We start from the raw sequence: 24,285 nt of genomic DNA, 5'->3' as shown, positions 1-24,285 counted from the left end.
GCGGAGGCGGCTCGCGGCGGCGGCTCGCGGAGGCGGCTCGGGTGACTTCGTCATGGCCGACGCGCGCCGCCCATCACCAGCCGGGTCCCAGGCCGGGGACGGGCCGGGGACGGGCCGGTTTCGGGCCGGTGTCGGGCCGGTGTCGGGGGCGGGCGCGTCGGATCGTGCGGTCCGCCGGGGCTCAGCTCGCGCTGGGGGCGGGGTTCGCCGGGGTGCCGGCCGGGGCGGACGGAGCGGTGGTCGCGCCGGCAGCGGCCGGGCTCGCACTGTCGGTCGCGCCGGGCGCCGGGGTGGTGGCCGGAGCGCCCGGGGTGTCGGTGGCGCCGGGGGCGGGGGTCGTGCCCGCACCGCCCGGGGCCGGGGTGCCGCTCGCGCCGGCACCCGCACCACCGGTGGCACCGCCGGTCGGGGCGGTGGTCGGGGCGGTGGTCGGGGACGGCTTGCAGCCCTCCTGCTTGGCCATCGCCGCGCCGAGATCGCCGCGCTGGAGCTTGCTCTGCGCCTGGGTGGAGAGCGAGGCCAGCTGCTGCACCTGGTCGGCCACGCTGCGCAGCCCGTCGGCGAACTTGGCCTGGTCGGTGTTGGGCAGCGCGTCCAGCTTCTTCTGGACCTCTACGTAGCCGTCGGCCGCCTTCTTCAGCTCGTCGACGGTGTCCTTCTGGAGGGTCGCGCCGTCCTGCACCTTGGGCGCCCCGGCACCGTCGATGGCGGCGGCTATGTCCTGGTTGGTCTTGGCCAGCCGCCCGATGTCCGTGGAGAGCCGCTTCTGGAGGTCGGCGGGGACTTCGCCGGTCTTCACCTGGCCGGTGTCGGCGAGCGCGGCCTGCGCCTGGGAGATCGGGTCCTTGGCGGCGCCGCAGACGGTCGACGCCCAGGACTCCAGCTGCTTGCTGTTGTTGTCGTCGCCGCCACAGCCGACGGCACCGAACGCGAGCAGCACGCCGAGGGCGGGTACGGCCAGCAGTCGCTTGTTCACCGGGAGGAGCCTTTCGGTTTCGGTCGTCATCGGTCGTCGAACCTACACGGCCGGTGTCCGTTCCCCGATTTCCGGTTTCACTCCCCCGCTGCCCGCTGCCCGCTGCCTGCTGCCTGCTGCCTGCTGCCCGTGCCGATGCTCGATGTCGTGCGGGATCGCCGTCGAGCGGAACGACGGGCGAGGTCGGCCGCTGCTGCTGCACCGGCAGGGGAGGGCGCGTCCTCGCACAGCCGGCCTACGGGCATGCCGACGCGGACCTCCTCGCCCCGGGTGCCCTCCGCCGGCTGACCGGCAGCTCGGCCCGGAACGCTTCGGAGGTCGAGGCGGCTGCCGACGGCCTGCCCGGTCGTCCGGGTGACGGGATGCGAACCCACCCGGACGTCGTCCATCGCGACGAGGCCCGATCGACGAGCGGACCCGGTCGTCCGGGAACAGCCGACCGCCGGGATCACCACGCGTCGACGCCCGCGGCGCCTCAGACCGCGACGGAGGGGACCGAGACCGGCCAGCTCATCCGGATCAGGCCACCGTCCGTGCCGTTGGTGACCTCCAGGTCCTCGACCAGGCCGGTGATCACGGCGAGGCCCAGGGTGTCCTCGTCCGGGTCGCCGCCCTCGGCGGCGCCGGAGGCCGGGACGGCGGCGGGGCCGGCCTCGTCCTCGACCTCGATGAGGAAACGCTTCTCCTGATCGGTCAGCGCGACCCGGACCGTGCCGCCGATGCCGCCGCGCTGGTGCAGCCCGACCGCGCGGGAGCACGCCTCGCCGACCGCGAGCCGGACCTCGTCGAGCACCGACTCGTCGACCCCGGCCCGTCTGGCGACGGCCGCGGCGACCAGTCGGGCCGTCCGCACATGCTCGGGAAGCGCGCTGAATCGAAGTTCGACGGTTGCCATCTCTCCCCCTCGGGGTGCTCCGACCGGGGCCGGAGGTCCGGCCCCTGCGGGCCGGCGGAACCGGCCCAGGGGCGTCCGGGGACGCACCGGGCCACACGGGCCCGGGCTCCCGGACGCGAGGAAACGAGCGGGCCGGCCACCCGGGCCGGCCCGGCCGCGTCAGTCGGTCGCGTTGACCGCGTCGTCCACCGAGGTGTGGATCGGGAAGACCTTGGTCAGGCCGGTGATGCGGAAGATCTTCAGGATGCGCTCCTGGTTGCAGACGAGGCGCAGCGAGCCCTCGTGGGCGCGCACCCGCTTCAGACCGCCGACCAGCACACCGAGGCCGGTCGAGTCGAGGAAGTCGACGCCCTCCATGTCGACGACGAGGTGGTACTTGCCGTCGTTGACGAGCTCGACCAGCTGCTCCCGCAGCTTCGGGGCGGTGTACACATCGATCTCGCCGCCAACCTCGACGACCGTACGATCGCCGACTGAACGGGTCGACAGGGACAGGTCCACGGAACCTCCAGCACCTTGCCTTGCTACGTCATGTGCGATCCTCGGCCGGACGGCCGCCACCGCATGGTCGCGAGCCCGGGCGCGCCCAGCCAACGCGTGGCAAGCCTCAGCGCTGCGACCCACGGCCATACGGCCGTCACGGCCACATTCAACCACCTGCGGCCATGCCCGCACGATGGCTTACGACGATTCTCCGTCACGCCGGTGACACACTGGGTCCCCATGCCGCCCCGACACAGCCCGCCCGAGGCACTGCTCACGACCCTGGCCACCGGCCGGGGGCGGTCCGACCGGCTCACCCATACGGAGCACCTTCCCGCCCGACCTGCACGTTATTCACCGTGGCCGGACTCGATCCGTCCGGAGGTCGTGGCCGCGGCACGCGCCCTCGGGGTGGAACAGCCGTGGGCGCACCAGGCAGAAGCGATGAATCTGGCCAAAAGCGGCCAGACTGTGGTGATCGCCACAGGCACCGCCTCGGGCAAGTCGCTGGGCTATCTGGCACCGGTGCTCAGCGACCTCCTCGACGGCACCGAGGCCCGCAACGGCCGCGGCGCCACCGCGCTCTACCTGGCTCCGACCAAGGCGCTCGCCGCCGACCAGCGCCGCCGGGCGGCCGAACTCGCCCCGCCGAGGGTCCGCGCCGCCCTGTACGACGGCGACACCCCGGCCGAGGAGCGCGAGTGGGTCCGCCAGTACGCCTCCTACGTGCTCACCAACCCGGACATGCTCCACCGGGGCATCCTGCCCGGCCACGCCCGCTGGTCCTCCTTCCTCAAGGCGTTGCGTTACGTGGTCGTCGACGAATGCCACAGCTACCGGGGCGTGTTCGGCTCGCACGTCGCCCAGGTGCTGCGGCGGCTGCGCCGCATCTGCGCCCGTTACGGCTCGTCACCCACCTTCCTGCTGGCCTCCGCCACCACCGCCGACCCGGCCGCGACCGCCCGGCGACTGACCGGCCTGCCCGCCGTCGCCGTCACCGAGGACGCCTCGCCGCGCGGGCCGATGGTCTTCGGCCTCTGGGAGCCGCCGCTCACCGAGAACGTCGGCGAGCACGGCGCGCCCGTGCGCCGCACCGCGACCGCCGAGGCCGCGCACCTGCTGACCGACCTGGTCGAGCGGGAGATCCGCACCGTCGTCTTCGTCCGCTCCCGGCGTGCCGCCGAGCTCGTGGCGCTCCAGGCCCAGGACCAGCTCGACCGCCCGCTCGCCGGACGGGTGGCCGCCTACCGCGGCGGCTACCTCGCCGACGAACGCCGCGCCCTGGAACGCGATCTGCACACCGGCCGACTGCTCGGCCTCGCCTCCACCTCCGCTCTCGAACTGGGCGTCGACATCTCCGGCCTCGACGCCGTCCTGATGGCCGGCTACCCCGGCACCCGGGCCTCGCTCTGGCAGCAGGCGGGCCGGGCGGGCCGGGAGGCCCAGGGCGCGCTGGCCGTGCTGATCGCCCGGGACGACCCGCTGGACACCTACCTGGTGCACCACCCGGAGGCGCTGTTCGCGGCGCCCGTCGAGGCCACCGTGCTCGACCCCGACAACCCGCACGTGCTCGCCCCGCACCTGTGCGCGGCGGCAGCCGAACTCCCGCTCACCGATGCCGACCTGGAACTGTTCGGGCCGTCCACCGCGCCGCTGCTCCCGGTCCTGGAACGGCGCGGCCTGCTGCGCCGGCGCAGTGACGGCTCCTGGTACTGGACCCGTCGCGAGCGCGCGGCCGACGCGGTGGACCTGCGCGGCAGCGGAGGCAGTCCGGTTCAGATCGTCGAGGCCGACACCGGCCGCCTGCTCGGCACGGTGGACGCCGCGGCCGCCCACACCAGCGTCCACACCGGGGCCGTCCACCTCCACCAGGGCCGCACCTACCTGGTACGGGAGTTCGACCTGGAGAACTCCGTGGCCCTGGTCGAACCGGCCGACCCGCCGTACACCACGGCCGCCCGCGACATCACCTCCGTCTCCGTCCTGGACACCGACACCACCGTGGAATGGGGCGAGGGCCGGCTCAGCTTCGGCTCGGTGGAGGTGGTCAACCAGGTGGTCGGCTACCTCCGCAAGCGGATCTCCACCGGGGAGATCATGGGCGAGACCAAGCTCGACCTGCCGCCCCGCACGCTGCGCACCCGCGCGGTCTGGTGGACCGTCACCGAGGACCAGCTGCTCGACGCGGACATCCCGCCCGACCAGTTGCCCGGCGCCGCCCACGCCGCCGAGCACGCCTCGATCGGACTGCTGCCGCTGTTCGCCACCTGCGACCGGTGGGACATCGGCGGTGTCTCCGTCCCGCTGCACCCGGACACCGGTCTGCCGACCGTGTTCGTCTACGACGGCCACCCGGGCGGGGCCGGCTTCGCCGAACAGGGCTTCCGGCGGGCGGTCCAGTGGCTGACGGCCACCCGGACGGCGATCGCCTCCTGCGAGTGCGAGCGCGGCTGCCCGTCCTGCGTCCAGTCGCCCAAGTGCGGCAACGGGAACGACCCGCTGGACAAGGCCGCCGCCGTCCGGCTCCTGGACGTCCTGCTGGCCGGGGCCGCCGGAGCCGCCGGAGCCGCGGAGACGCAGGACGGACGGGAGGCGCCCGACGGCCCGGAGACTCCGGACGCTTCGGATGCTCCGCACGCTCCGGACGCTTCGGACACGAGCGCCGGTCCGGAGGCGCCCGACGCGCCGGAGGCGGCCCCGGGACCGGAAGGTGGAGCGCCGGCCCGTTCATGAGACCGCCGCCGCACTCGGGGCTCCGCTCGGATCCCCCACCGGCCCGGCGTCCGGCACGTCCTCGGGGCCGGTGACCGGGGCCCGTACCGGCCCGGCCCGGGCCCTCGCCCGCGCCGGGCCGACGGGCAGCCGGGCCGGGAGCCCGCGGACGTCCACCTCGGCCACCACCTCGACGGCGTCCCCCGACCGGTCGACCGCACAGGACACCAGTCCGGCGCCCTGCGCGGCGGCGATAGCGGCGGCCCGGGCGCAGCCGCCGTCCCGGTCCAGCAGCAGCCGGTCCGCCGCGGCGAGGGCCGCGAGGTCGGCCGCCGACTCGGCCCGGTGCCGGGAGGCGACCACCGAGCCGACCGCGATCGTCCCGGCGAACACCGCCGTGCCCAGCATCGCCAGGGCGAGCAGCCAGACCGTCGCCGAGCCGGCGTCCGGCCCTCGCCCGCCCGCCGCGACGGCTCGGGCCGCACGGGCGCGCGCCACCCGCTCCGCCGTCTCCCGCAGCCCGATCAGGACGGCCATGGACCACCACCTCCCGCCGTGACCGCCACCAGGACGTCCTCCCGCGCCGCCACGGCCGCCGCACTGAGCCGGACGGCGAGCAGCCCGCCGAGCCTTCCCGGCCCCGCGCACGGCGCCTCCACCTCGACCCGCACCGTGTCGGCCGCCAAGGACACCCGGACCTGCGCGCCCGCCGGTGCCGCCGCGCGGGCGAGTTCGGCGGCGTCCGTCTCCCCGCGTGCGGCCGCCCTGGCACCGACCCGGGCGGCGTCCACGCAGCGGATCTGCGTGGCCGCCGCGAGCACTCCCCAGATCAGCATCGCCGCGAGCAGGACGAGCGCCGGCAGCGCCACCGCCGTCTCCGCCGTCACGAAGCCCGCGTCGCCGCGCGGCCGCAGCGGCCGTGCCCGGCCGGCGCCGCGCTCCCCGGCCCGGCCGGAAGCCGTCTTCAGCTGCCTGCCGCCCACCGGGAGCGCGGGCGGGGCGGCGTCGAGGAGCGTGCCGCGCGCGGCGGTGGCGGGAGCGCCTCCCGGCCGCCGGGCCGGGGACCGTCGGCGGCCGACGACCACCCCACGGGGTGCACCTGCGTGCCTGGGCCTCCCGGCCCCGGCCGGCCGACCGGCAGGAGTTCGACGGCCCGTCCTAGGTGGCATGGAGCGCCCGCACCAGCATGTCGGTCAACGCGCCCGTGATGGCCTCGCTGGTCACCACCTTGTACAACCCGGCCGCGAGGGCGCACGCGCCCAGCGTCCCGACGGCGTACTCGGCCGTGGTCATCCCGGCGTCCGAGCGGCCCCGGAGCCGGACCACCCTGCGCACTCGGCAGGCCGCCCGACGGCTCCGCCGCCGCCATGCCCCGGTCAGCGGGCGGAGCGACCGCCCGGTACCGGTCCCGATCGCGATCACTGCGGTCATGAGATCCTCCTGTCGTTCGTTGTCCGTCGATGTCCGTGCATCCGGCTCTTGTTCACATCGCCTGCGCGAAGCGGCTGGTGAGGCCGACGACCACCGGCACCACGCCGATCAGGACGAAGGCCGGGAGGAAGCAGAGCCCCAGCGGCGCGGTGGCGAGCACCGCCGCCCGGCGGACCCGGGCGTGGGCCGCGCGGGCAGCCGCCGTGCGCTGCCCCTGGGCCAGCCCGATCAGCGGGCCCGCGGCGGGGACGCCACCGAGGCTGCTGCGCTCCAGGCAGCGCGCCAGCGGCGCCAGCGGCGGGTGCTGCTCGCCCAGTCGGCTCCAGCACAGCTCCGGCGACGCGCCCAGGGCCAGTTCGGCCCCGATCGCCACCAGCCGGGGACCCAGCGGCGCGCCCACACTCCGGCCCACCGCCGACACGGCGTCCGAGGGCAGCGCCGCCGACCCGAGGCAGGCCGCCAACAGCTCGGCGCTCAGCGGGAGTTGCCTGGTCAGCAATTCCTCGTCATGGGCCTCCCGGCGGTCGACCGGCGACCGTGCCCGGGCCGACCACCGGTGAACGCCCACCGCCAGCAGCACCCCGACGGCCAGTCCGGTGCCACCACCGAGCAGCATCGCCGCAGCGACCCCGGCGACGGCCGCTGTCACCGCCCGGCGTTGGCGCCCAACGTCCTTGGCCGTCAGCCCGGTTCGCCTTGCCGTTCCCTTTCCGCCCCGGGCCCGGGCGAGCACCCGTCGGCGCCTCACCCGGCCGCGCACCCGTGTCCACCCCAGAGCCGCCGCGCCCACCGGAAGGGCGAGTGCGACCCACTCGATGCCCCGCATCACCTCACCACCGCCCCGAGCGCCCGTCCGCGCACCCGCGACAGCCCGCAGACCCGCCCGCTCGCCCAAGGGCCGGGCACCGTACGGCCGGAGGCTCGGATTCGCTCGCGCCGCACCGGAGAAGCCTCCAGCGCTCCGTGGGCCGCCGCCCGGACGATGCGTGCCGTCCAGAGCACGCCCAGGCCCTCCAGGACCGCCCCCGCCACGAGGCAGCCCAGCCCGGCCGGGGTGTGCAGCAGGACCTCCAACGGGTGCGCCCCGAGCGCCGCGCCGAGGAGCAGCCCGATGCCCGGCAGCGCGGCCAGGACGGCGATCGTCGCGCGCGGCCCGGCCAGTTCCCCGGCGATCTCCTCCGCCAGCGCCCGCTCACCGCGCAGCGCCTCGGCGACCCGGTCCAGCGCGGCGGCGAGCCCCGACCCGCTGTCGGCGGCCACCCACCAGCAGGCCGCGATGGCCGCGGCCCCACTGCCGCCCGGCAGTTCGGCCAGCAGGTGCAGCGCGGCGGGCACGTCCCCGCCGTAGCGGCCCGCAGCCAGCCGGGCCACCGGCTCCTCGCCGAGCCCGCGCAGCCCCGCCGGGTCGGCGGCGAGACGCGCGGTCACCAGGTGCAGCGCCTGCTCCGGCGTCGCCCCGCCGCGCAACTCCCCCGCCAGGCCGGCGCAGAGCTCCACGACGGCCGCGGACCGGTGTCGGGCCTCCGCCGCCAGGCGTCTGCGCGACCGCCATCTGCGCAGCGGCAGGACGGCCAGGGCCGCCGCGAGCACCGGCACCGGCGAGGCGGTGGCCTGCCCGGCGGCCAGTCCCGCCGGCAGGAGCAGCAGTTCGGGTGCCAGGAACCCCGGCAGCCGACCCCGGGCCCGCACCGCCGTCTCCGGGCCCACGCCCAGCACCGGCGGCCCGCTGCCCGCCAGCACCAGCCTGGAGCGCCGCCCGCCCGGCAACTGCTCCTGCACCGCACGCCACGCCGCGACGGCCACCAGGCACAGCACCGCGGCCCAGCAGAAGGCTGGCTGAATCTGCGTCACATTTCTCACCTCCGCCCTCCTCGGTCCTTGCTCCCCGCACCGCCGAGCAGCAGCAGGGCGCCCACGGCGCACCCGCTCAGCAGCAGGGCGAAGGCGAGTTCCACCGCTCGCGCGTCCGCGCTCGCCGACCCGGCCACCGTCACCGTCACTGCGATCACGGCCGCCCCGACCCGAGCGACACCCCGCGTGCCGCCAGCAGTCCGATCAGCCGCTCCCAGCCCGCACCGGGACGCAGGCCGCCGGACGCCGGGAAGGCCACCGCGGGCATGGTCACGGCCGACCCGTCACCGGCTCCGGTCAGCGTGTGGATCTCCGCCACCCGGCGCCGCCCCGAGCCCGGGTCGCGGACCAGGTGCACCACCACGTCGAGCGCGGCCCGCAGTTGGCTGTGCAGCGCCGGCCGGTCGAGACCGGCGAGCGAGCCCAGGGCCTCCAGTCGGACCGGCACGTCCGCCGCCGTGTTGGCGTGGACCGTGCCGCAGCCGCCCTCGTGCCCGGTGTTCAGCGCGGCCAGCAGGTCCGACACCTCGGCGCCGCGGACCTCGCCGATCACCAGCCGGTCCGGGCGCATCCGCAGCGCCTGGCGAACGAGGTCCCGCAGGGTGAACTCGCCGAGTCCCTCCTGGTTGGGCGGCCGGCTCTGCAGGCGGACCACGTGCGGGTGGGCCGGCTGCAGCTCGGCGGAGTCCTCGGCGACCACGATCCGCTCGTCCGGCCCGACGAGGCCGAGCAGGGCCGACAGGAGCGTGGTCTTCCCGGAGCCCGTCCCACCGGACACCAGCAGCGACAGCCTGGCCCGCACGATGCCCGCCAGCAGCTGCGCGCCTTCCGGTGGCAGTGACCCGCCCGCCACCAACTCGTCGAGCGTGAAGGGCCGGGGGCGGCAGACCCGCAGCGAGATGTGCGTGCAGCCGGCCGCGATCGGCGGCAGCACGGCGTGCAGCCGGGTGCCGTCCGGCAGTCGGGCGTCCACCCACGGGCGGGCGTCGTCCAGCCTCCGGCCGGCCGCGGTGGCCAGCCGGTGGGCCAGCCGTCGCACCGCCGCGGCGTCGGCGAAGCGGACTCCGTCGGCTCGCTGCAGGCCGCCGCCACGGTCGACCCACACCTCCTCCGGACCGTTCACCAGGACGTCCGTGACGTCGGGCGCCGCCAGCAGCCGGTCCAGCGGGCCCGCACCCACCAGTTCGGCGCGCAGCGAGCGCACGGTGTCCAGGACCTCGTCCCCGCCGAGCGGCGGGCGGGTGGCCCGCAGCGCGGCGGCGACCGAGCCGGCCGTCGGGGCGGCCCCCGACTCGGCCAGCCGCAGCCGGACCGCGTCCACCAGGGCCGCCGTGCGCTGCTCGCGGGCCGTCCGGCCGTACGGGCAGGGCTCGTGCGCGGGCCCGGGCGGCCCGCCGGGCGGCGGCACGCTCCGCAGCGGCCGGTGCTCCCGCGCACCGCCGCCCGGTTCGGGCGAGCCGGTCCGGAGGACCGTTCTGCGCAGACGGACCATCAGTACACACCTCCCCCGACCGCCGGCACCGGCGGCAGCACCTCGTTCAGGAAGCTCGCGCAGAAGCGGGCGAGCGGGCCGCTCTCCCGGCTCCCGGGCGGGACGCCCTTCACGACGTCCTGGGCCAGGCCCGGCTCCGGCTCCAGCTCTCCCGCCAGCGGCAACCGCAGCCCGCGGACGATCTGCCGGGCCGGGAGCCCGCCGGCCCGTGCCGGGCGCACCACGGCCCGGACGTCCCCGAGCCTCATCCGGGCCGCCGCCGCGACCCGGTCGGCGGCGGCCACCGCGCGCAGCTCGGCCGACACCACCAGCAGCGCCAGGTCGGACTGCTCCAGCGCCTGTCCGGCGGCCGCGTCGAGGTGGCGGGGCACGTCGACCACCACCAGCCCGCCGCGCCGTCTGGAGGCGGCCAGCACGCTGCGCATGGCCTCCGGCGGCACCGTCAGGGTGTCGCCGCGGTCCCAGGAGAGGCAGGACAGCGCGGAGAGCCGTTTGAGCGCCGGCAGTGCCCGGGCCAGCTCGGCCCCGCTGACCCGCCCGCGGGAGCCGGCCAGATCGGGCCAGCGCAGCCCGCTGACCCGCTCGCCGCCGAGCAGGATGTCCAGGCCCCCGCCCAGCGGATCGCCGTCCAGCAGCATCGTCCGCCGGCCCGCCCGCGCGGCCGTGACCGCCAGCGCGCAGGCCAGGGTCGAGGCTCCGGCCCCGCCGGACCCGCCGAGCACCGCGACGGTGACCGCCGGGCAGCCGACGCCCTCGGCCGCGTCGGCGATCCGGTCGAGCAGCCAGGCCTCGGCATCGGGCAGGAACAGCACGTGCTCGGCCCCGAGTTGGACGGCTCTGACCCACACCCCGGGGTCGTCCAGGTCCAGCCCGAGCAGCAGCACCCCGCCGCGCCGCCCCAGCCCGGAGCAGCGGACGGCCTGGTCGTCCCCGACCAGGACCAGCGAGGCCCCTTCCCAGAGCTCCCGCGTCGGCGGCGCGCCCCGGACCAGCCTCGGCTCGGTGCCCGCCGCCGCGCAGATCCGCAGCAGGTGCTCGGCCAGGCCGTCGTCCTCGGTGACGACGAGCGGCCCGGCGACCGCGGGGCCCTCGGCGGTGATGTGGTCGGCGATCGGCGTCGACATGGATTCTCCCCTCCGCGCCGCCGGCCACCGGGGTGGCCGGCGGCGCACGTCGGACGGTTTCCGGCGGACGGCCGCCCGACAGATCCTCTGGGGATGGAAGGGGTGAGGCCCTGTCCGGCGACCGCCGCCGGACATCACGGTGGGGGGAGATCCGGATTCCGTCATCCGAGTTCCGATTGCCTGTGGATAACTCGTGGACTGTGGAGGAAAACGTTCACCCGGGCGGGGGGCTAATCGGTGAAGAATTGACGAAAGGGGGTCACCGAGATGAACCAGCGACCCTCCGCATCCCGTTCGAAGGCACTCCCGACGAGTGCTCGACACCTTCCCGACACCGGTTCCGAGCGGGCCCGCGGCACCGATCGGAACCAGCCGTTCGATCTCCGACGAACCTGAGCAAATGGCAACGCAGAGTGACGAAAGTCGATCGGCGGGCCGAGGTGACGACACCCCCTGCAAGCCGTCGGCACAACGGCGGCGAACGCGCCGCGAGGGGCGTTCAAGCCCTGAAAATGGCCCCGGACGTGCGACGACCCCCGCCGGGGGGGAGAGCGGGGGTCGTCTATCCACAGCCCGGCTCGGGGGGGAGGAGCCGGACCGGGTTAGCACGGTCGCGAACGATCCGTGACTTCCATGGTGTACCCGAGCGGCCAGAAACACAAACCCGCACGCCCACGAGTACGCCGAATGGCGGGGTGTTTTGCGGCTCCCTCTATCCTCGGTTCCCGTGGACACCACCGAGAACGCCGACGAGTACGCCGACGAGTCCCAGGGCGACACCACCGGGCCCGGAGAACTCCGCCCGCCCGTGCGCCCTCGACCCGGCGGGCTGCGCACGGCGGCCTTCTTCGACCTCGACAAGACCATCATCGCCAAGTCCAGCGCACTGGCCTTCAGCCGCCCCTTCTACCAGGGCGGCCTGATCAACCGTCGGGCCGTCCTGCGCAGTGCGTACGCCCAGTTCGTCTTCCTGGTCGGCGGCGCGGACCACGACCAGATGGAGAAGATGCGCGAGTACCTCTCCGCGCTCACCCGGGGCTGGAACGTCCAGCAGGTCCGCGAGATCGTCGCCGAGACGCTGCACAACCTGATCGACCCGATCATCTACGACGAGGCGGCCTCGCTGATCGAGCAGCACCACGCGGCCGGCCGGGACGTGGTGATCGTCAGCAGCTCCGGCTCCGAGGTGGTCGAGCCGATCGGCCGGCTGCTCGGCGCGGACCACGTCATCGCCACCCGGCTCAAGGTCGAGGACGGCTGCTACACGGGCGAGATCGAGTACTACGCCTACGCCGAGAACAAGGCCGCCGCCATCCGGGAGTTGGCCGCCACCGAGGGCTACGACCTGGCCGCGTCCTACGCCTACAGCGACTCCTCCACCGACCTGCCCCTGCTGGAGGCGGTCGGCCACCCGTCGGCGGTCAACCCCGACCGGGCGCTGCGGAAGGAGGCGCAGGCGCGGGAGTGGCCGGTGCTGGTCTTCGACAAGCCGGTGGAACTGCGGCGCCGGCTGCCCGAGTTCTCCGCCCCGAGCGGCTCGGTGCTGACCGCCGTGGCGGTCGGGACGGCCGCGGTGACCGCCGGGGTGATCTGGTACCTGGCCCGCCGGCGGCGCCCCGCCGCCTGAGGCCGTGCCGCCCGGCACCCCTTGGACAAAACGGTCAACCGGGACAGACTTCTCGTTTCGGGTTCCCCTTTCGCCCGAAACGCGATACAAATGAAGCACGGCCCGCGAGACCCGGTCAGGACCTAAGAGGTCAAACCGACAACGCAGTTCAGGCCCCACGGACCGCACGTACAGATATCCGGGCACCCACATGCAGCCGACCCGCTGTCGGGCCGCCGGACCAGACGAACGGGCAGGATCCCCGTCTGATCGGCACTTCCGGTGCATGCATGGTCACCCGGTATCTGCACCAGCGGCGGCACCCGGCAGGATCAGGTGCCGCCGCATCCGTGTCTTCGCGCCCCCTCGCGGAGCGCGCGCCTCCCCGGTCCGACCGCTCAGACCATCCCGCGCTGCATCGCCTCGCAGACCGCCGTGCTCTCCCGGACGCCGAGCCGCAACGCCCGGCCGCAGTGCGCGATCCAGGCCGCCATCCCCTCGGGGGTGCCCGCCAGGTAGCCGGCCAGGGCCCGGCGGTGGGCTGCGGTGCCGAGCTCCGCCAGGCCGACCTCGGTCGGACAGATCGACTTCGGGTCGAGCCCCTCGGCGATCAGCACGATCCGCTGGGCGGCCCGCGCGATCACCCCGTTGTGGGTGCCGAACGGCCGCAGCGCGAGCAGCTCACCGTGCACCACCGAGGCCACGACGAGGGCCGGCGTGCCCACCCCCTGGCCCTCCGCGCGCGCCACCAGCAGCCGGGAGAGCTGGTCGAGCCGGGCCGCGACCTCCTCCGCGCCCGGGGCGGGCGGCAGCACGGGCAGCGGCCCGTCCACGGCGTCGACCTCGACGCTCTCCACCGGCTCCAGCGCCAGCGGGAACAGCTCCTCGGCGCCCTCGCCGGCCCGTCGCGGGCGCCCGGCCGCCGGATCGCCGTCGCCCGCCGCGAGCAGGTGCAGCCGGGCCAGCACCTGGAGCGGCGAGTGCCGCCAGATGCTGAGCAGCTGGCCGGCCTCGGCGGCGATCCGCAGGGCCGCGCCGACCGTCCGGGCTTCGGGGTCCGCGCCGAAGTCGCTGCGGCGGCGGACCTCCTCCAGCGGCCAGTCGGCCCCGGCCAGGGCCGCCGACGCGCGGGCGCCGCGCAGCGCGGATTCGGAGGTGACCTCGGCCGCCCGGCGGCGCATCACCCGGTGGCCGTAGAGGCGGTCGACGGCCTTGCGCACCTCGGCCACCGCGTCGGGCACCCCGGGGAGCTGGGCCAGCGGGGCGAGGGGATCAGTTCCAGTGCTCACCTACCCGAGAGTAATGAACGGGCCGCCCCTCCCGGAACAGCAACCCCGCATCACCCATTAGAGGCAATCCTCACTTCCCGCCCGCGGCGGAACCCAAACCCCGGCTAGCATGGCCACTATCGGAGACGATAACGATTTCCAACTAGGGGTCGCGGCGCGCGCACCCCGGGCAGGCGGCCCGCAGCGAGGGCCCTGAGCGAGAGCCGGAGTCCCCAGATGAAGATCGCCTTCGTCGGCAAGGGCGGCAGCGGGAAGACCACGCTGTCCGCGCTGTTCATCCGCCACCTGGCGGCCATGGGCCGGCCGGTCGTCGCCGTGGACGCCGACATCAACCAGCACCTCGGCCCCGCCCTGGGGCTGACCGACGATCAGGCCGCCGAACTGCCCCCGCTGGGCGGACACCTGCCGGAGATCAAGGAGTACCTGCGCGGCAGCAACCCGCTGATCCGCTCCTCCGACGAGATGATCAAAACCACGCCGCCCGGCCGCGGTTCGCGGCTGCTGCGGATCGTCGAGGAGAACCCGGTCTACGCCTCCTGCGCCCGCCCGATCGCGCTGGACGAGGGCTCGGTACGACTGCTGGCGACCGGCGCGTTCACCGAGGAGGACCTCGGGGTGGCCTGCTACCACTCCAAGGTCGGCGCGGTGGAGCTGCTGCTCAACCACCTGCTGGACGGCCCCGGCGAGTACCTGGTGACCGACATGACCGCGGGCTCGGACTCCTTCGCCTCCGGCCTGTTCACCCGCTTCGACCTGACCTTCCTGGTCGCCGAGCCGACCCGCAAGGGCGTCTCCGTCTACCGCCAGTACCGGGACTACGCCCGCGACTTCGGCGTGCAGCTGCGAGTGGTCGGCAACAAGGTGCAGGGCCCGGACGACCTGGCCTTCCTGCGCCGCGAGGTCGGCGCCGACCTGCTCACCACCTTCGGGCAGTCGGACTGGGTGCGCCGTCTGGAGCAGGGCGCCGAACCGCCGCTGAAGTCCCTGGAGCCGGCCAACCGGGCCGTGCTGGAGGAGCTGCGGTTCGAGGCCGACGCGGCGTACGGGCGGCGGGACGCGCGCCGCTACACCGAGCAGGCGGTGCTCTTCCACCGCCGCAACGCGGAGAGTTGGGCCAACTCCAAGGTCGGCATCGACCTCGCGACACAGGTGGACGAGGAGTTCGTCCTCGGCGGGTTCGCGGACGACGGCGGGCGTGCGGCCCCGGCGGGCGCCCACGCCTGACCCGCACCACCGCAGCCGGACGGGCCGCGGCCTCCCCGCCCCGGGAGGCCGTGGCCCGTTCGCCGTGCGTGCTCCCGCTCCGGGACCGCTCCCGACCCCGGCCCCGCTCCCGTCGCCGGTCCGCGGCCGGCCGGTGCCACGACACCTGCCACCAGCAGATTCCCGACCGTTCGGCCACCACCCATTGGGGTGAACCAGAGGGTTTTCCGCTTCCCTCCCGGAACCACGCTGTGCAAAGCTTTCATTACCCTCGGTTTACCGAGTCTTGATGGTTCGCCCGGCGGCCCCCGGTGAGACGTCCCGCACCTCGCCCGGAGCCCTGGCGTGCCTGATGGTCAACGCCGGCCGGTGACACCCGCACTCCCCCGCCGCGCCCACGCCATCCCGCCACACCGTCGCGACCCACGACAGCCGATCCGCCCCGGAGCCCCACCCCGGACTCACCGCCGGACCTGACTGCGTTCGCTCCCCCGGACAGACGGGAAGACAATGACCCTCGACATCTCCAGCGCCCCCATCGCCTCCGACACCACCGACCACGCGCCACCGGGCCCGGCCCCCCGGATCCGGTGGGCCCAGGACCTCTCCGCGTCCCTCGTGGTCTTCCTCATCGCCGTGCCGTTCTCCCTCGGCATCGCGCTCGCCACCGGCGCCCCGCTCACCGCCGGCCTGGCCGCCGCGGCCGTGGGCGGGATCGTGGTCGGGCTGTTCGGCGGCACACCGCTCCAGGTCAGCGGCCCCTCGGCGGCGCTGACGGTGATCACCGCCGGGCTGATCGCCCGGTACGGCTGGCAGGCCACCTGCGCCATCACCGTCGCCGCCGGCCTGCTCCAACTCCTCCTCGGCGCACGTCGGGTGGCCCGGACGGCGCTCGCCGTCTCGCCCGCGATCGTGCACGGCATGCTGGCCGGGGTCGGGATCACCATCGCGATCGCGCAGCTCCACGTCGTCCTCGGCGGCTCCCCGCAGAGCTCCGCGATCGCCGACATCCTGGCCCTTCCCGGCCAGTTGTCCGGCCCGCACCCGGCCGCGGTGCTGGCCGGCACGGTGACCGTCGCCGTCCTGGTCGGCTGGCCCCGGCTCGGCCGACTCCCCGGCCGTGCCGGCGAGTTCGGCGCCCGGCTGACCAAGGTGCCCGGCCCGCTGGCCGGGGTCGCGCTGGCCACCGCCCTCGTCCTCGCCCTGGACCTGCGGCTCGCCCACATCGAGCTGCCCGCCTGGCGCCCGCAGTCGCTCCTGCCCGCGCTTCCGCACGGCCCGGTCCTCGGGCTGCTCGCCGCCGTCCTCACCGTCACCGCCGTGGCCAGCGTGGAGTCGCTGCTGTCCGCCGTCGCGATCGACCGGATGTCCCGGCGCACCGGCGACCTCGACCGCGAACTGCGCGGCCAGGGCCTCGCCAACCTGGTGAGCGGCCTGGTCGGCGGGCTGCCGGTCGCCGGGGGCGCGGTGCGCGGCACCGCCAACGTGCGGGCCGGTGGCCGGACCAGGTGGGCCTCGGTGCTGCACGGCGTCTGGGTGCTGGCCGCCGCGCTGGCGCTGACCGGCGGTCTGCGCCACGTCCCGCTGGCCGCGCTCGCCGCTCTGGTGCTGGTGGTCGGGCTGCAGATGGTGAGCTTCGCGCACATCCGCAGGGTGCACCGGCACCGCGAGTTCCCCGTCTACCTGATCACCGTGCTCGGCGTGGTGGCCGCCGGCGTGCTGTGGGGCGTCGCGATCGGCGCCGGCACCGCCGTACTGCTCGCGCTCTACCGGCTGACCCGCGCCCACGTGGACGTGGAGACCGGCCCCGACGGGACGGTCACCGTCCGGACGCACGGCCCGCTCACCTTCACCGCCGTACCCCGGCTCAGCCGGGCGCTGGCCGGCATCCCCGCCGGGGCCGAGGTCACGGTGATCCACGACGGCTCCTTCCTGGACCACGCCGCGTACGAGACGCTGCACACCTGGCGGGCCGCGCACCAGGACGCGGGCAGCCGGGTCTCGATGGTGACGCGCCGCCAGGACGACGAAGTGCTGGACCCGGACGGCACCGTGCGCGCGGGCAGTTCACCGGGCCCGCACCGGTGCCGGGCCTGGACGCCCTGGGTCGGCCACCACTGCATCGATCAGCAGGAGGACCCGCACGGCCGACTGCTGGACGGAGTCCGGGTGTTCCAGCTGCACACCGCCCCGCTGATCAGGCCGGAACTCGCGCGGCTGGCCCGCGAGGGGCAGGCGCCCTCCCAGCTCTTCCTGACCTGCGCGGACTCCCGGATGGTCACCAGCATGATCACCAACAGCGGCCCGGGCGACCTGTTCACCGTGCGCAACGTGGGCAACCTGGTGCCGGCCCCGCACGAACCCGGAGCGGCCGACGACTCGGTGGCCGCCGCGGTGCAGTACGCGGTCGAGGTGCTGGAGGTCCGCTCGATCACGGTCTGCGGCCACTCCGGCTGCGGCGCGATGAAGGCCCTGCTGGACGGCGTGCACGAGCGCCCCGGGCCGCCCACCCCCCTGGCCCGCTGGTTGCGCAACGGCCGCGGCTCGCTGGACCGGCTCCGACGCGTCCCGGCGGAGTTCGCCACCCGGCCGGCGGTGGACGTCGTGGAGCAACTCTGCATCACCAACGTGGTCCAGCAGCTGGACCAGTTGATGGCGAACCCGGCGGTGGAGCGCCGGGTCGAGGAGGGCACCCTGCGACTGGTCGGGATGTACTTCGACTTCGCGACGGCCCAGGCCTATGTCCTGGACCGGGCCGCCGGGACGTTCAGCCCGATCGAGGCCCGCACCGGCGATCGCACGAACGGAATCGAACACCACGCCGAGAACCCCACCGGGACCGGCTCCGAGGACCGGCCGGACACAGCATCGGCCGAACGGGTGAATGCGGATGATCGGCTTCCGGCTGGGGACGGCGGGGAGGGCCCCCGACTGGCCGCCTGAGAGCCGTGTCCGTGTCCCGCCGGGCGGGCCGGGGCACGGGCCCACCCACCCCCGAACGGCCGTCCGGTCCTCCGCGGTGGATCGGACCGGAACCCGGCCGGCCATCGGTCAAAGGTCTACACCAATTCCCAGGAGCCTCTTGTCAACTGCCCCGTTCGCCTGGTGAGCTGTGCGCTGGGACACACGGGACAATCCCCACGCACGGGAACGCCCCCGATCATGACTCGATGAGGAGTGCGCGTTGAGCAACGAGAGCCTGGCCAACCTGCTCAAGGAGGAGCGGCGCTTCGCCCCGCCGGCAGAGCTCGCCGCAGCCGCCAACGTCACCGCGGCCGCGTACGCGCAGGCCTCCGAGGACCGTCTGGGCTTCTGGGCCGAGCAGGCCCGTCGCCTCACCTGGGCCGTCGAGCCGACCGAGACCCTCGACTGGTCCAACCCTCCCTTCGCCAAGTGGTTCGCCGACGGCAAGCTCAATGTCGCGTACAACTGCGTCGACCGCCACGTGGAGAACGGCCTGGGCGACCGGGTCGCGATCCACTTCGAGGGCGAGCCCGGCGACGGCCGTTCGATCACCTACGCCCAGCTCAAGGACGAGGTCTCGCAGGCGGCCAACGCACTGCTGGAACTCGGTGTCCGCAAGGGCGACCGGGTCGCCGTCTACCTGCCGATGATCGCCGAGGCGGTCGTCGCGATGCTCGCCTGCGCCCGGATCGGCGCCACCCACTCGGTGGTCTTCGGCGGCTTCTCCTCCGACGCCGTCGCCTCCCGCATCCAGGACGCCCAGGCCAAGCTCGTCATCACCGCCGACGGCGGCTACCGCCGGGGCAAGCCCTCCGCCCTGAAGCCGGCCATCGACGAGGCGCTCACCAAGGTCGACGGCGTCGAGCACGTCCTGGTGGTCCGCCGCACCGAGCAGGACGTCCCGTGGACCGAGGGCCGCGACGTCTGGTGGCACGAGATCACCGCGCGCCAGTCCACCGAGCACACCCCCGAGGCGCACGACGCCGAGCACCCGCTGTTCATCCTCTACACCTCGGGCACCACCGGTAAGCCCAAGGGCATCCTGCACACCTCGGGCGGCTACCTCACCCAGGCCAGCTACACTCACCACGCGGTCTTCGACCTCAAGCCGGAGACCGACGTCTACTGGTGCACCGCCGACATCGGCTGGGTCACCGGCCACTCGTACATCGTCTACGGCCCGCTCTCCAACGGCGCCACCCAGGTCATCTACGAGGGCACCCCGGACACCCCGCACCAGGGCCGGTTCTGGGAGATCGTCCAGAAGTACGGCGTGACCATCCTCTACACCGCGCCGACCGCGATCCGCACCTTCATGAAGTGGGGCGACGACATCCCCGCGAAGTTCGACCTGTCCTCGCTGCGGGTGCTGGGCAGCGTCGGCGAGCCGATCAACCCCGAGGCCTGGGTCTGGTACCGCGAGCACATCGGCGGCGGCACCTGTCCGATCGTGGACACCTGGTGGCAGACCGAGACGGGCGCCATCATGATCAGCCCGCTGCCGGGCGTCACCGAGACCAAGCCGGGCTCGGCCCAGCGCGGTCTGCCGGGCATCGCGGCCACCGTGGTGGACGACAACGCCGTCGAGGTGCCGAACGGCTCCGGCGGCTACCTGGTGCTCACCGAGCCGTGGCCGTCCATGCTCCGCACCATCTGGGGCGACGACCAGCGCTACATCGACACCTACTGGTCGCGCTTCGAGGGCCGCTACTTCGCCGGTGACGGCGCCAAGAAGGACGAGGACGGGGACATCTGGCTGCTCGGCCGGGTGGACGACGTCATGCTCGTCTCGGGGCACAACATCTCCACCACCGAGGTCGAGTCGGCCCTGGTCGGCCACCCCTCGGTGGCCGAGTCCGCCGTGGTCGGCGCGACCGACGCCACCACCGGCCAGGCCATCGTCGCCTTCGTGATCCTGCGCGGCGGCGTCACCGAGAGCCCCGAGCTGGTCGAGGAGCTGCGGGCACACGTCGGCCGCACGCTCGGCCCGATCGCCAAGCCGAAGCAGATCAAGGTGGTCGGCGAGCTGCCGAAGACCCGCTCCGGCAAGATCATGCGCCGCCTGCTGCGTGACATCGCCGAGGGCCGCGAGGTCGGTGACACCACCACCCTGGCCGACAGCACGGTGATGAGCCAGATCCAGGCCCAGCTGCCGCCCTCCGACAACAGCAACGGCAACGGCTGAGCCCACGACAACGGCTGAGCCCACGGCGCCGGCAACCGCCGAGCGCCACTGAGACGACGACTGTGCCCCGGGCGGTGATCACCGCCCGGGGCACAGTCGTCCCGTCAGTCACCCGTTCGGACAGCGGGGCCACCCGGGCATCCCACCTTCTCCCAGCGGCCCTGCCGCCGTCCGGTGCCGAGCCGCCGTTCGAGCACGGGGCCGCCCGTCGGGCACGCGGCCGCCGCTCGAGTACAGGCCGCCCTTCCGAGTACAGGCCGCCGCTCCGCGTACGCGGCCGCCGTTCCGCGTACGGGCCGCTGCTCCTCCGGAGTGCGAAACCAGCCCGCAGGGATTAAGTCCTTTGTTAGGACAATCCGGATGTCACCCAAACGTCCCGCTAGACTATTAAGGACGCATCAAGATCCCTTGACGGGAGTCGCGGGCGTCACAGGGCGCGCCGGGAAGTCTGGTCGGCAACTGCACCACACGTGCATCCATTTGCCGCTCCCAGCCCCAGGAGGTCCCGCGTGACCGACCAGCCGCCCGTTCATGAGCCGACGACCCGCCGCCGGCAGTTCCTCGGCCGGCTGTCACTGCCCGAGCGCACCTTCATCACCGACGCCCTGCGCACCGAGACGGTCGGCGGCATGCTGCTGCTGGGTGCCGCCGTCGTCGCACTGATCTGGGCCAACGCCTGGCCGCAGGCCTACCAGAGCGTGCTCGACTACACCGTCGGCCCCTCCGCCCCGCTGCACCTGAACCTCTCCCTGGCCACCTGGGCCAAGGACGGCCTGCTGGCGATCTTCTTCTTCGTCGCCGGGATCGAACTCAAACGCGAGTTCGTCGCGGGTGAGCTGCGCACGCCCAGTGCCGCGCTGCTGCCCGTGGTCGCCGCCGTCTGCGGGGTGGCACTGCCCGCGATCCTCTTCGCCCTGGTGAACTCCGGCAGCGGCGGGCATCCCAGTGGCTGGGCGATCCCGACCGCCACCGACATCGCCTTCGCACTCGGGGTGCTGGCCGTGGTCGGCAGCCACCTGCCGTCCCCGCTGCGCGCCTTCCTGCTCACCCTGGCGGTGGTCGACGACCTGATCGCGATCCTGATCATCGCGATCTTCTACAGCCACGGCATCAAGTTCTGGGCGCTCGGCCTCGCCTTCGTCGGGCTGGCGCTGTTCTGGTTCCTGCACCGGCGCGGCGTCCACGGCTGGTACCTCTTCGTGCCGCTGGCCTTCGTGACCTGGGCACTGATGCACGAGAGCGGCATCCACGCCACGGTGGCGGGCGTCGCGATGGGTCTGATGCTGCGCTGCCACCGGGAGGGCGACGAGCAGCACTCCCCCGGCGAGCACATCGAGCACCTGGTCCGCCCGCTCTCGGCCGGCCTCGCCGTCCCGCTGTTCGCGCTGTTCTCGGCCGGGGTGGCCGTCTCCGGCCCGAAACTGCGCGAGGTGTTCACCCAGGCCGCCCCGTTGGGCATCGTGATCGGCCTGCTGGTCGGCAAGTCGGTGGGCGTGTTCGGCGGGGCCTGGCTGACCGCCCGGTTCACCAGGGCCGAGCTGAACCCGCGGCTCAAGTGGGCCGACATGGTCGCGGTCTCGGTGCTCGCGGGCATAGGTTTCACCGTCTCGCTGCTGATCAGCGAGCTGGCCTTCCCGGACGACCCTGCGCTCGCCGCCCGGGCCAAGACGGCGGTGCTGGTGGGCTCGGTGCTCGCCGCGGTCGTCGCCACGGTCCTGCTGAAACTGCGCAACCGGCACTACCGCGAGCTGTGCGAGGAGGAGGACCGGGACGTGGACGGGGACGGCATCCCCGACATCTACCAGGAGGACGACCCGGCCTGGCAGGCCAGGGTCGGCGAGTCGCCCCGCCCGGCGACCGGTGAGGAAGGCGACCCCGGCCCCGGCCACCAGGGCCGGCCCGGCCACACCGGCTGAGACGCCCCGGCTGAAGCCCCGCCCGAGGCCTCCCGGCCGGGACCCCGGAAGGCCCTTCGGCCGGCACCCGGAGGACCGGGGCGGGGGAACGGTCCGGCGGGCCCGACCGAGGCACCCGAGGACCGGGGACCACGACCTCCGGCAGGCCCCGGCGGAGGCGCCCGGAGCACCCCCGCCGCCGGGACACATCCCTCCGGCGGGGCCCCGGAGTGGTGTCCGACTGACCGGTAGGGGCATGATTCTGAGCTGTCGACAACCCACAGACGCCTCCGGACCCCCCGCCGGCCCCGGAACCGCACACCCGCGGCGGCGTCACGCCGCACAGCCGCAGAGGAGAACCGCTGATGCCCGCAGGAGCCGCAGACCCGTCCAGCAACGGCCGGGTGCCCTACGAGGGCGAGCGTTCGGTGGGGCAGCTGTTCGCGGCGGCCACCGCCGACCTGTCCGCGCTGGTCCACGACGAGATCGCGCTCGCCAAGGCCGAGATCCGGGCGGACGTCAAGCGCGGCGTCTCCGGCGGCGTCTCGCTGATCGTCGCCGGTGTGGTGGCGCTGTTCTCCATCCCGATGCTGAGCGCCGCGGCGGCCTTCGGCATCCACGCGCTGGGCCTGTCGCTGGGCTGGTCCTTCCTGGTCGTGGCGGGCGCCTACCTGCTGCTCGCGGTGCTGCTCGGGATGCTGGCCTGGCGGTCGTTCAAGAAGATCGAGAAGCCGGTGCGCACCATCGAGGGTGCCCAGAAGACCGCCGACGTGCTGAAGAACGCCCGGCCGCGGCCGGCCACCCAGGAGGAGATCGACCGGGCCTTCGGCCGCATCCCGTAACCGACCCGGTGTCGGCGGGGCGCCGGTGACCGGCCCGGGCGGGCGGGGACGGCGCCGCGCCGTGAGCGGGGAGGGCCTGCCCGGGCGGGCTCCGAACCCGCCGACCACGAGTGCCGGGCACGTGTCCGGCGCCGGGATGTGACACGCTCTCGGTATGCCGCTTGACCAGAAGCCCGTGCCCGCGCAGCCGTCCGCCGAATCCGGCCCCGACTCCGGCGCCGGACTCACCCCCGAAGGCCCCGCCGGTCCCGAAGACCCCGGCGCCGCCCCCGGGGGCACCGGCCCGGCACCCGCGCGGAAGCCTGGGCGAAAGCCTGAGCGGGAGACCGGTCGGGAAGCCTTCGCGGCGGCCTCCTCCGGGGCCCCGGCCGCGGGCGACGCGGAGGCCTGGAGCATCCGGCAGGCCGGCCCGTGGACGCACCGCGACCTCGCGGCCAACGGCGCCCGCTTCCACATCGCCGAGCTGGGCTCCGGCCCGCTGGTGCTGCTGGTGCACGGCTGGCCCGAGTACTGGTGGGCCTGGCGCCACCAGCTGACCGCGCTCGCCGAGGCCGGCTACCGGGCGGTGGCGCTCGACCTGCGCGGCATCGGCGGCAGCGACCGCACCCCGCGCGGGTACGACCCGGGCAACCTCGCCCTGGACATCACCGGGGTGATCCGCTCGCTCGGCGAGCGCCGGGCGCACCTGGTCGGGCACGCCTCCGGCGGCACCCTGGCGTGGGTGGCGGCCGTGATGCGGCCGTCCGTCATCCAGAGCCTCACCGTGGTCTCCGCCGCGCACCCGCGGGACCTGCGCCGGGCGCTGCTGACCGACCGCCGGCAGTTCGCCGCCTTCGAGCACGTGCTGGGCTTCCAGCGGCCGTGGATACCGGAGCGCCGCCTGGTCGCCGACGACGCCGAGCAGGTCGGCCGCTACCTGACCTCCTGGACCGGTCCGAACGGCCTGGACGAGGCCGCGCTGCACGCGTACCGGCAGGCGATCCAGATCCCCAGCACGGCGCACTGCTCGATCGAGCCGTATCGCTGGCTGCTGCGCTCCTTGGCCCGGCCGGACGGCATCCAGTTCGCCCGGCGGATGAAGAAGCCGATCACCGCGCCGACCCTGCACGTCCAGGGCGCCGCGGACCCGGTGCTGCTGTCGCACACCGCGCTCGGCGGCGGCGAGTACGTGGCGGCGCCGTACCGCTGGCGGCTGCTGCCGGACGTCGGGCACTTCCCGCACGAGGAGGCGCCGGAGGAGTTCACCGCCGAGCTGCTGGACTGGGTCGGCCGCCACAAGGAGTGACCCCGGAAGCGGCCGGACGCAACCGCACGGCCACGCGGAGCCGGGGATCCCG

Annotated in this window: 20 protein-coding genes; 8 read left to right on the top strand and 12 right to left on the bottom strand. The window is 74.5% G+C overall.

Features of this window, described 5'->3' with window-relative positions:
- Positions 1-181 precede the first annotated feature (181 nt).
- The 3 genes from ACGFSC_RS01805 to bldG form a co-directional block, all read right to left on the bottom strand.
- The gene (locus tag ACGFSC_RS01805; protein ID WP_392862141.1) at positions 182-976 is read right to left on the bottom strand and encodes a hypothetical protein; all 795 of its coding nucleotides are present in this window, start codon (positions 974-976) and stop codon (positions 182-184) included.
- Between the two features lie 475 nt (positions 977-1,451).
- Positions 1,452-1,871: an ATP-binding protein gene (locus ACGFSC_RS01800; RefSeq protein WP_359902044.1), complete on the bottom strand. Its 420-nt coding sequence runs from the start codon at positions 1,869-1,871 to the stop codon at positions 1,452-1,454.
- 159 nt (positions 1,872-2,030) lie between these two features.
- Positions 2,031-2,372 carry an anti-sigma factor antagonist BldG gene (gene bldG, locus ACGFSC_RS01795; protein ID WP_049659132.1) on the bottom strand — a complete coding sequence of 114 codons (342 nt, stop codon included), beginning with the start codon at positions 2,370-2,372 and terminating at the stop codon, positions 2,031-2,033.
- Positions 2,373-2,594: 222 nt separating this feature from the next.
- Here bldG and ACGFSC_RS01790 point away from each other — a divergent pair, with 222 nt between their 5' ends.
- Positions 2,595-5,087: a DEAD/DEAH box helicase gene (locus ACGFSC_RS01790; protein WP_359902041.1), complete on the top strand. Its 2,493-nt coding sequence runs from the start codon at positions 2,595-2,597 to the stop codon at positions 5,085-5,087.
- On the opposite strand, the gene ACGFSC_RS01785 is transcribed toward ACGFSC_RS01790, so the two are convergent.
- The 8 genes from ACGFSC_RS01785 to ssd all read right to left on the bottom strand — a co-directional run bounded on the left by ACGFSC_RS01785 (position 5,082) and on the right by ssd (position 10,964).
- Complete coding sequence (locus tag ACGFSC_RS01785) at positions 5,082-5,603, bottom strand: Rv3654c family TadE-like protein (RefSeq protein WP_359902038.1); 522 nt, start codon at positions 5,601-5,603, stop codon at positions 5,082-5,084. The genes ACGFSC_RS01790 and ACGFSC_RS01785 overlap by 6 nt on opposite strands.
- Positions 5,591-6,151 carry a TadE family type IV pilus minor pilin gene (locus ACGFSC_RS01780; RefSeq protein WP_359902035.1) on the bottom strand — a complete coding sequence of 187 codons (561 nt, stop codon included), beginning with the start codon at positions 6,149-6,151 and terminating at the stop codon, positions 5,591-5,593. The genes ACGFSC_RS01785 and ACGFSC_RS01780 overlap by 13 nt, the downstream gene beginning before the upstream one ends.
- 73 nt (positions 6,152-6,224) lie before the next feature.
- The gene (locus tag ACGFSC_RS01775) at positions 6,225-6,497 is read right to left on the bottom strand and encodes a DUF4244 domain-containing protein (protein WP_359902032.1); all 273 of its coding nucleotides are present in this window, start codon (positions 6,495-6,497) and stop codon (positions 6,225-6,227) included.
- A gap of 52 nt (positions 6,498-6,549) precedes the next feature.
- Positions 6,550-7,146: a type II secretion system F family protein gene (locus ACGFSC_RS01770; protein WP_359902029.1), complete on the bottom strand. Its 597-nt coding sequence runs from the start codon at positions 7,144-7,146 to the stop codon at positions 6,550-6,552.
- Positions 7,147-7,322: 176 nt separating this feature from the next.
- Positions 7,323-8,348: a type II secretion system F family protein gene (locus ACGFSC_RS01765; protein WP_359902026.1), complete on the bottom strand. Its 1,026-nt coding sequence runs from the start codon at positions 8,346-8,348 to the stop codon at positions 7,323-7,325.
- Between the two features lie 5 nt (positions 8,349-8,353).
- Positions 8,354-8,506 carry a hypothetical protein gene (locus ACGFSC_RS01760; RefSeq protein WP_359902023.1) on the bottom strand — a complete coding sequence of 51 codons (153 nt, stop codon included), beginning with the start codon at positions 8,504-8,506 and terminating at the stop codon, positions 8,354-8,356.
- Positions 8,503-9,840: a TadA family conjugal transfer-associated ATPase gene (locus tag ACGFSC_RS01755; protein ID WP_359902020.1), complete on the bottom strand. Its 1,338-nt coding sequence runs from the start codon at positions 9,838-9,840 to the stop codon at positions 8,503-8,505. The genes ACGFSC_RS01760 and ACGFSC_RS01755 overlap by 4 nt, the downstream gene beginning before the upstream one ends.
- A complete protein-coding gene (gene ssd / locus ACGFSC_RS01750; protein ID WP_359902017.1) occupies positions 9,840-10,964 on the bottom strand; it encodes a septum site-determining protein Ssd in 1,125 nt (374 codons plus the stop codon). Before ssd ends, ACGFSC_RS01755 begins: the two co-directional genes overlap by 1 nt.
- An 808-nt stretch (positions 10,965-11,772) precedes the next feature.
- On the opposite strand from ssd, the gene ACGFSC_RS01745 reads away from it, so the two are divergent.
- Positions 11,773-12,591 carry an HAD-IB family hydrolase gene (locus ACGFSC_RS01745; protein ID WP_359902135.1) on the top strand — a complete coding sequence of 273 codons (819 nt, stop codon included), beginning with the start codon at positions 11,773-11,775 and terminating at the stop codon, positions 12,589-12,591.
- A gap of 377 nt (positions 12,592-12,968) precedes the next feature.
- On the opposite strand, the gene ACGFSC_RS01740 is transcribed toward ACGFSC_RS01745, so the two are convergent.
- Positions 12,969-13,859 carry an oxidoreductase gene (locus tag ACGFSC_RS01740; protein WP_359902014.1) on the bottom strand — a complete coding sequence of 297 codons (891 nt, stop codon included), beginning with the start codon at positions 13,857-13,859 and terminating at the stop codon, positions 12,969-12,971.
- A 216-nt stretch (positions 13,860-14,075) separates the two neighbouring features.
- On the opposite strand from ACGFSC_RS01740, the gene ACGFSC_RS01735 reads away from it, so the two are divergent.
- The 6 genes from ACGFSC_RS01735 to ACGFSC_RS01710 all read left to right on the top strand — a co-directional run bounded on the left by ACGFSC_RS01735 (position 14,076) and on the right by ACGFSC_RS01710 (position 24,233).
- On the top strand, positions 14,076-15,083 hold the full coding sequence (locus tag ACGFSC_RS01735) for an ATP-binding protein (RefSeq protein ID WP_359902011.1): 1,008 nt from the start codon (positions 14,076-14,078) through the stop codon (positions 15,081-15,083).
- A 489-nt stretch (positions 15,084-15,572) separates the two neighbouring features.
- Complete coding sequence (locus ACGFSC_RS01730) at positions 15,573-18,005, top strand: SulP family inorganic anion transporter (RefSeq protein ID WP_359902009.1); 2,433 nt, start codon at positions 15,573-15,575, stop codon at positions 18,003-18,005.
- 241 nt (positions 18,006-18,246) lie between these two features.
- The gene (acs, locus tag ACGFSC_RS01725; RefSeq protein WP_359902006.1) at positions 18,247-20,211 is read left to right on the top strand and encodes an acetate--CoA ligase; all 1,965 of its coding nucleotides are present in this window, start codon (positions 18,247-18,249) and stop codon (positions 20,209-20,211) included.
- A gap of 509 nt (positions 20,212-20,720) precedes the next feature.
- On the top strand, positions 20,721-22,127 hold the full coding sequence (gene nhaA / locus ACGFSC_RS01720; protein ID WP_359902003.1) for a Na+/H+ antiporter NhaA: 1,407 nt from the start codon (positions 20,721-20,723) through the stop codon (positions 22,125-22,127).
- Between the two features lie 344 nt (positions 22,128-22,471).
- Entirely contained in the window at positions 22,472-22,948 is a 477-nt protein-coding gene (locus ACGFSC_RS01715) for a phage holin family protein (RefSeq protein ID WP_359902000.1), read from the top strand.
- Between the two features lie 154 nt (positions 22,949-23,102).
- Positions 23,103-24,233, top strand: coding sequence for an alpha/beta hydrolase (locus ACGFSC_RS01710; RefSeq protein WP_359901997.1), 1,131 nt, complete (start codon positions 23,103-23,105; stop codon positions 24,231-24,233).
- The last annotated feature ends 52 nt before the right edge of the window (positions 24,234-24,285 follow it).

It is taken from the genome of Kitasatospora sp. NPDC048715 (assembly GCF_043198905.1).
GTDB classification, from domain to species: domain Bacteria; phylum Actinomycetota; class Actinomycetes; order Streptomycetales; family Streptomycetaceae; genus Kitasatospora; species Kitasatospora lactacystinica.
This window is presented reverse-complemented; position numbering and strand designations above follow the sequence as displayed.

Bases quoted from the DNA above. Each gene is read 5' to 3' on its own strand.
- ACGFSC_RS01775 (WP_359902032.1), bottom strand. From the start codon at position 6,497: ATGACCGCAGTGATCGCGATCGGGACCGGTACCGGGCGGTCGCTCCGC.
- ACGFSC_RS01715 (WP_359902000.1), top strand. From the start codon at position 22,472: ATGCCCGCAGGAGCCGCAGACCCGTCCAGCAACGGCCGGGTGCCCTAC.
- ACGFSC_RS01735 (WP_359902011.1), top strand. From the start codon at position 14,076: ATGAAGATCGCCTTCGTCGGCAAGGGCGGCAGCGGGAAGACCACGCTG.
- ACGFSC_RS01785 (WP_359902038.1), bottom strand. From the start codon at position 5,603: ATGGCCGTCCTGATCGGGCTGCGGGAGACGGCGGAGCGGGTGGCGCGC.
- ACGFSC_RS01710 (WP_359901997.1), top strand. From the start codon at position 23,103: ATGCCGCTTGACCAGAAGCCCGTGCCCGCGCAGCCGTCCGCCGAATCC.
- ACGFSC_RS01800 (WP_359902044.1), bottom strand. From the start codon at position 1,871: ATGGCAACCGTCGAACTTCGATTCAGCGCGCTTCCCGAGCATGTGCGG.
- ACGFSC_RS01790 (WP_359902041.1), top strand. From the start codon at position 2,595: ATGCCGCCCCGACACAGCCCGCCCGAGGCACTGCTCACGACCCTGGCC.
- ACGFSC_RS01730 (WP_359902009.1), top strand. From the start codon at position 15,573: ATGACCCTCGACATCTCCAGCGCCCCCATCGCCTCCGACACCACCGAC.
- ssd (WP_359902017.1), bottom strand. From the start codon at position 10,964: ATGTCGACGCCGATCGCCGACCACATCACCGCCGAGGGCCCCGCGGTC.
- ACGFSC_RS01755 (WP_359902020.1), bottom strand. From the start codon at position 9,840: ATGGTCCGTCTGCGCAGAACGGTCCTCCGGACCGGCTCGCCCGAACCG.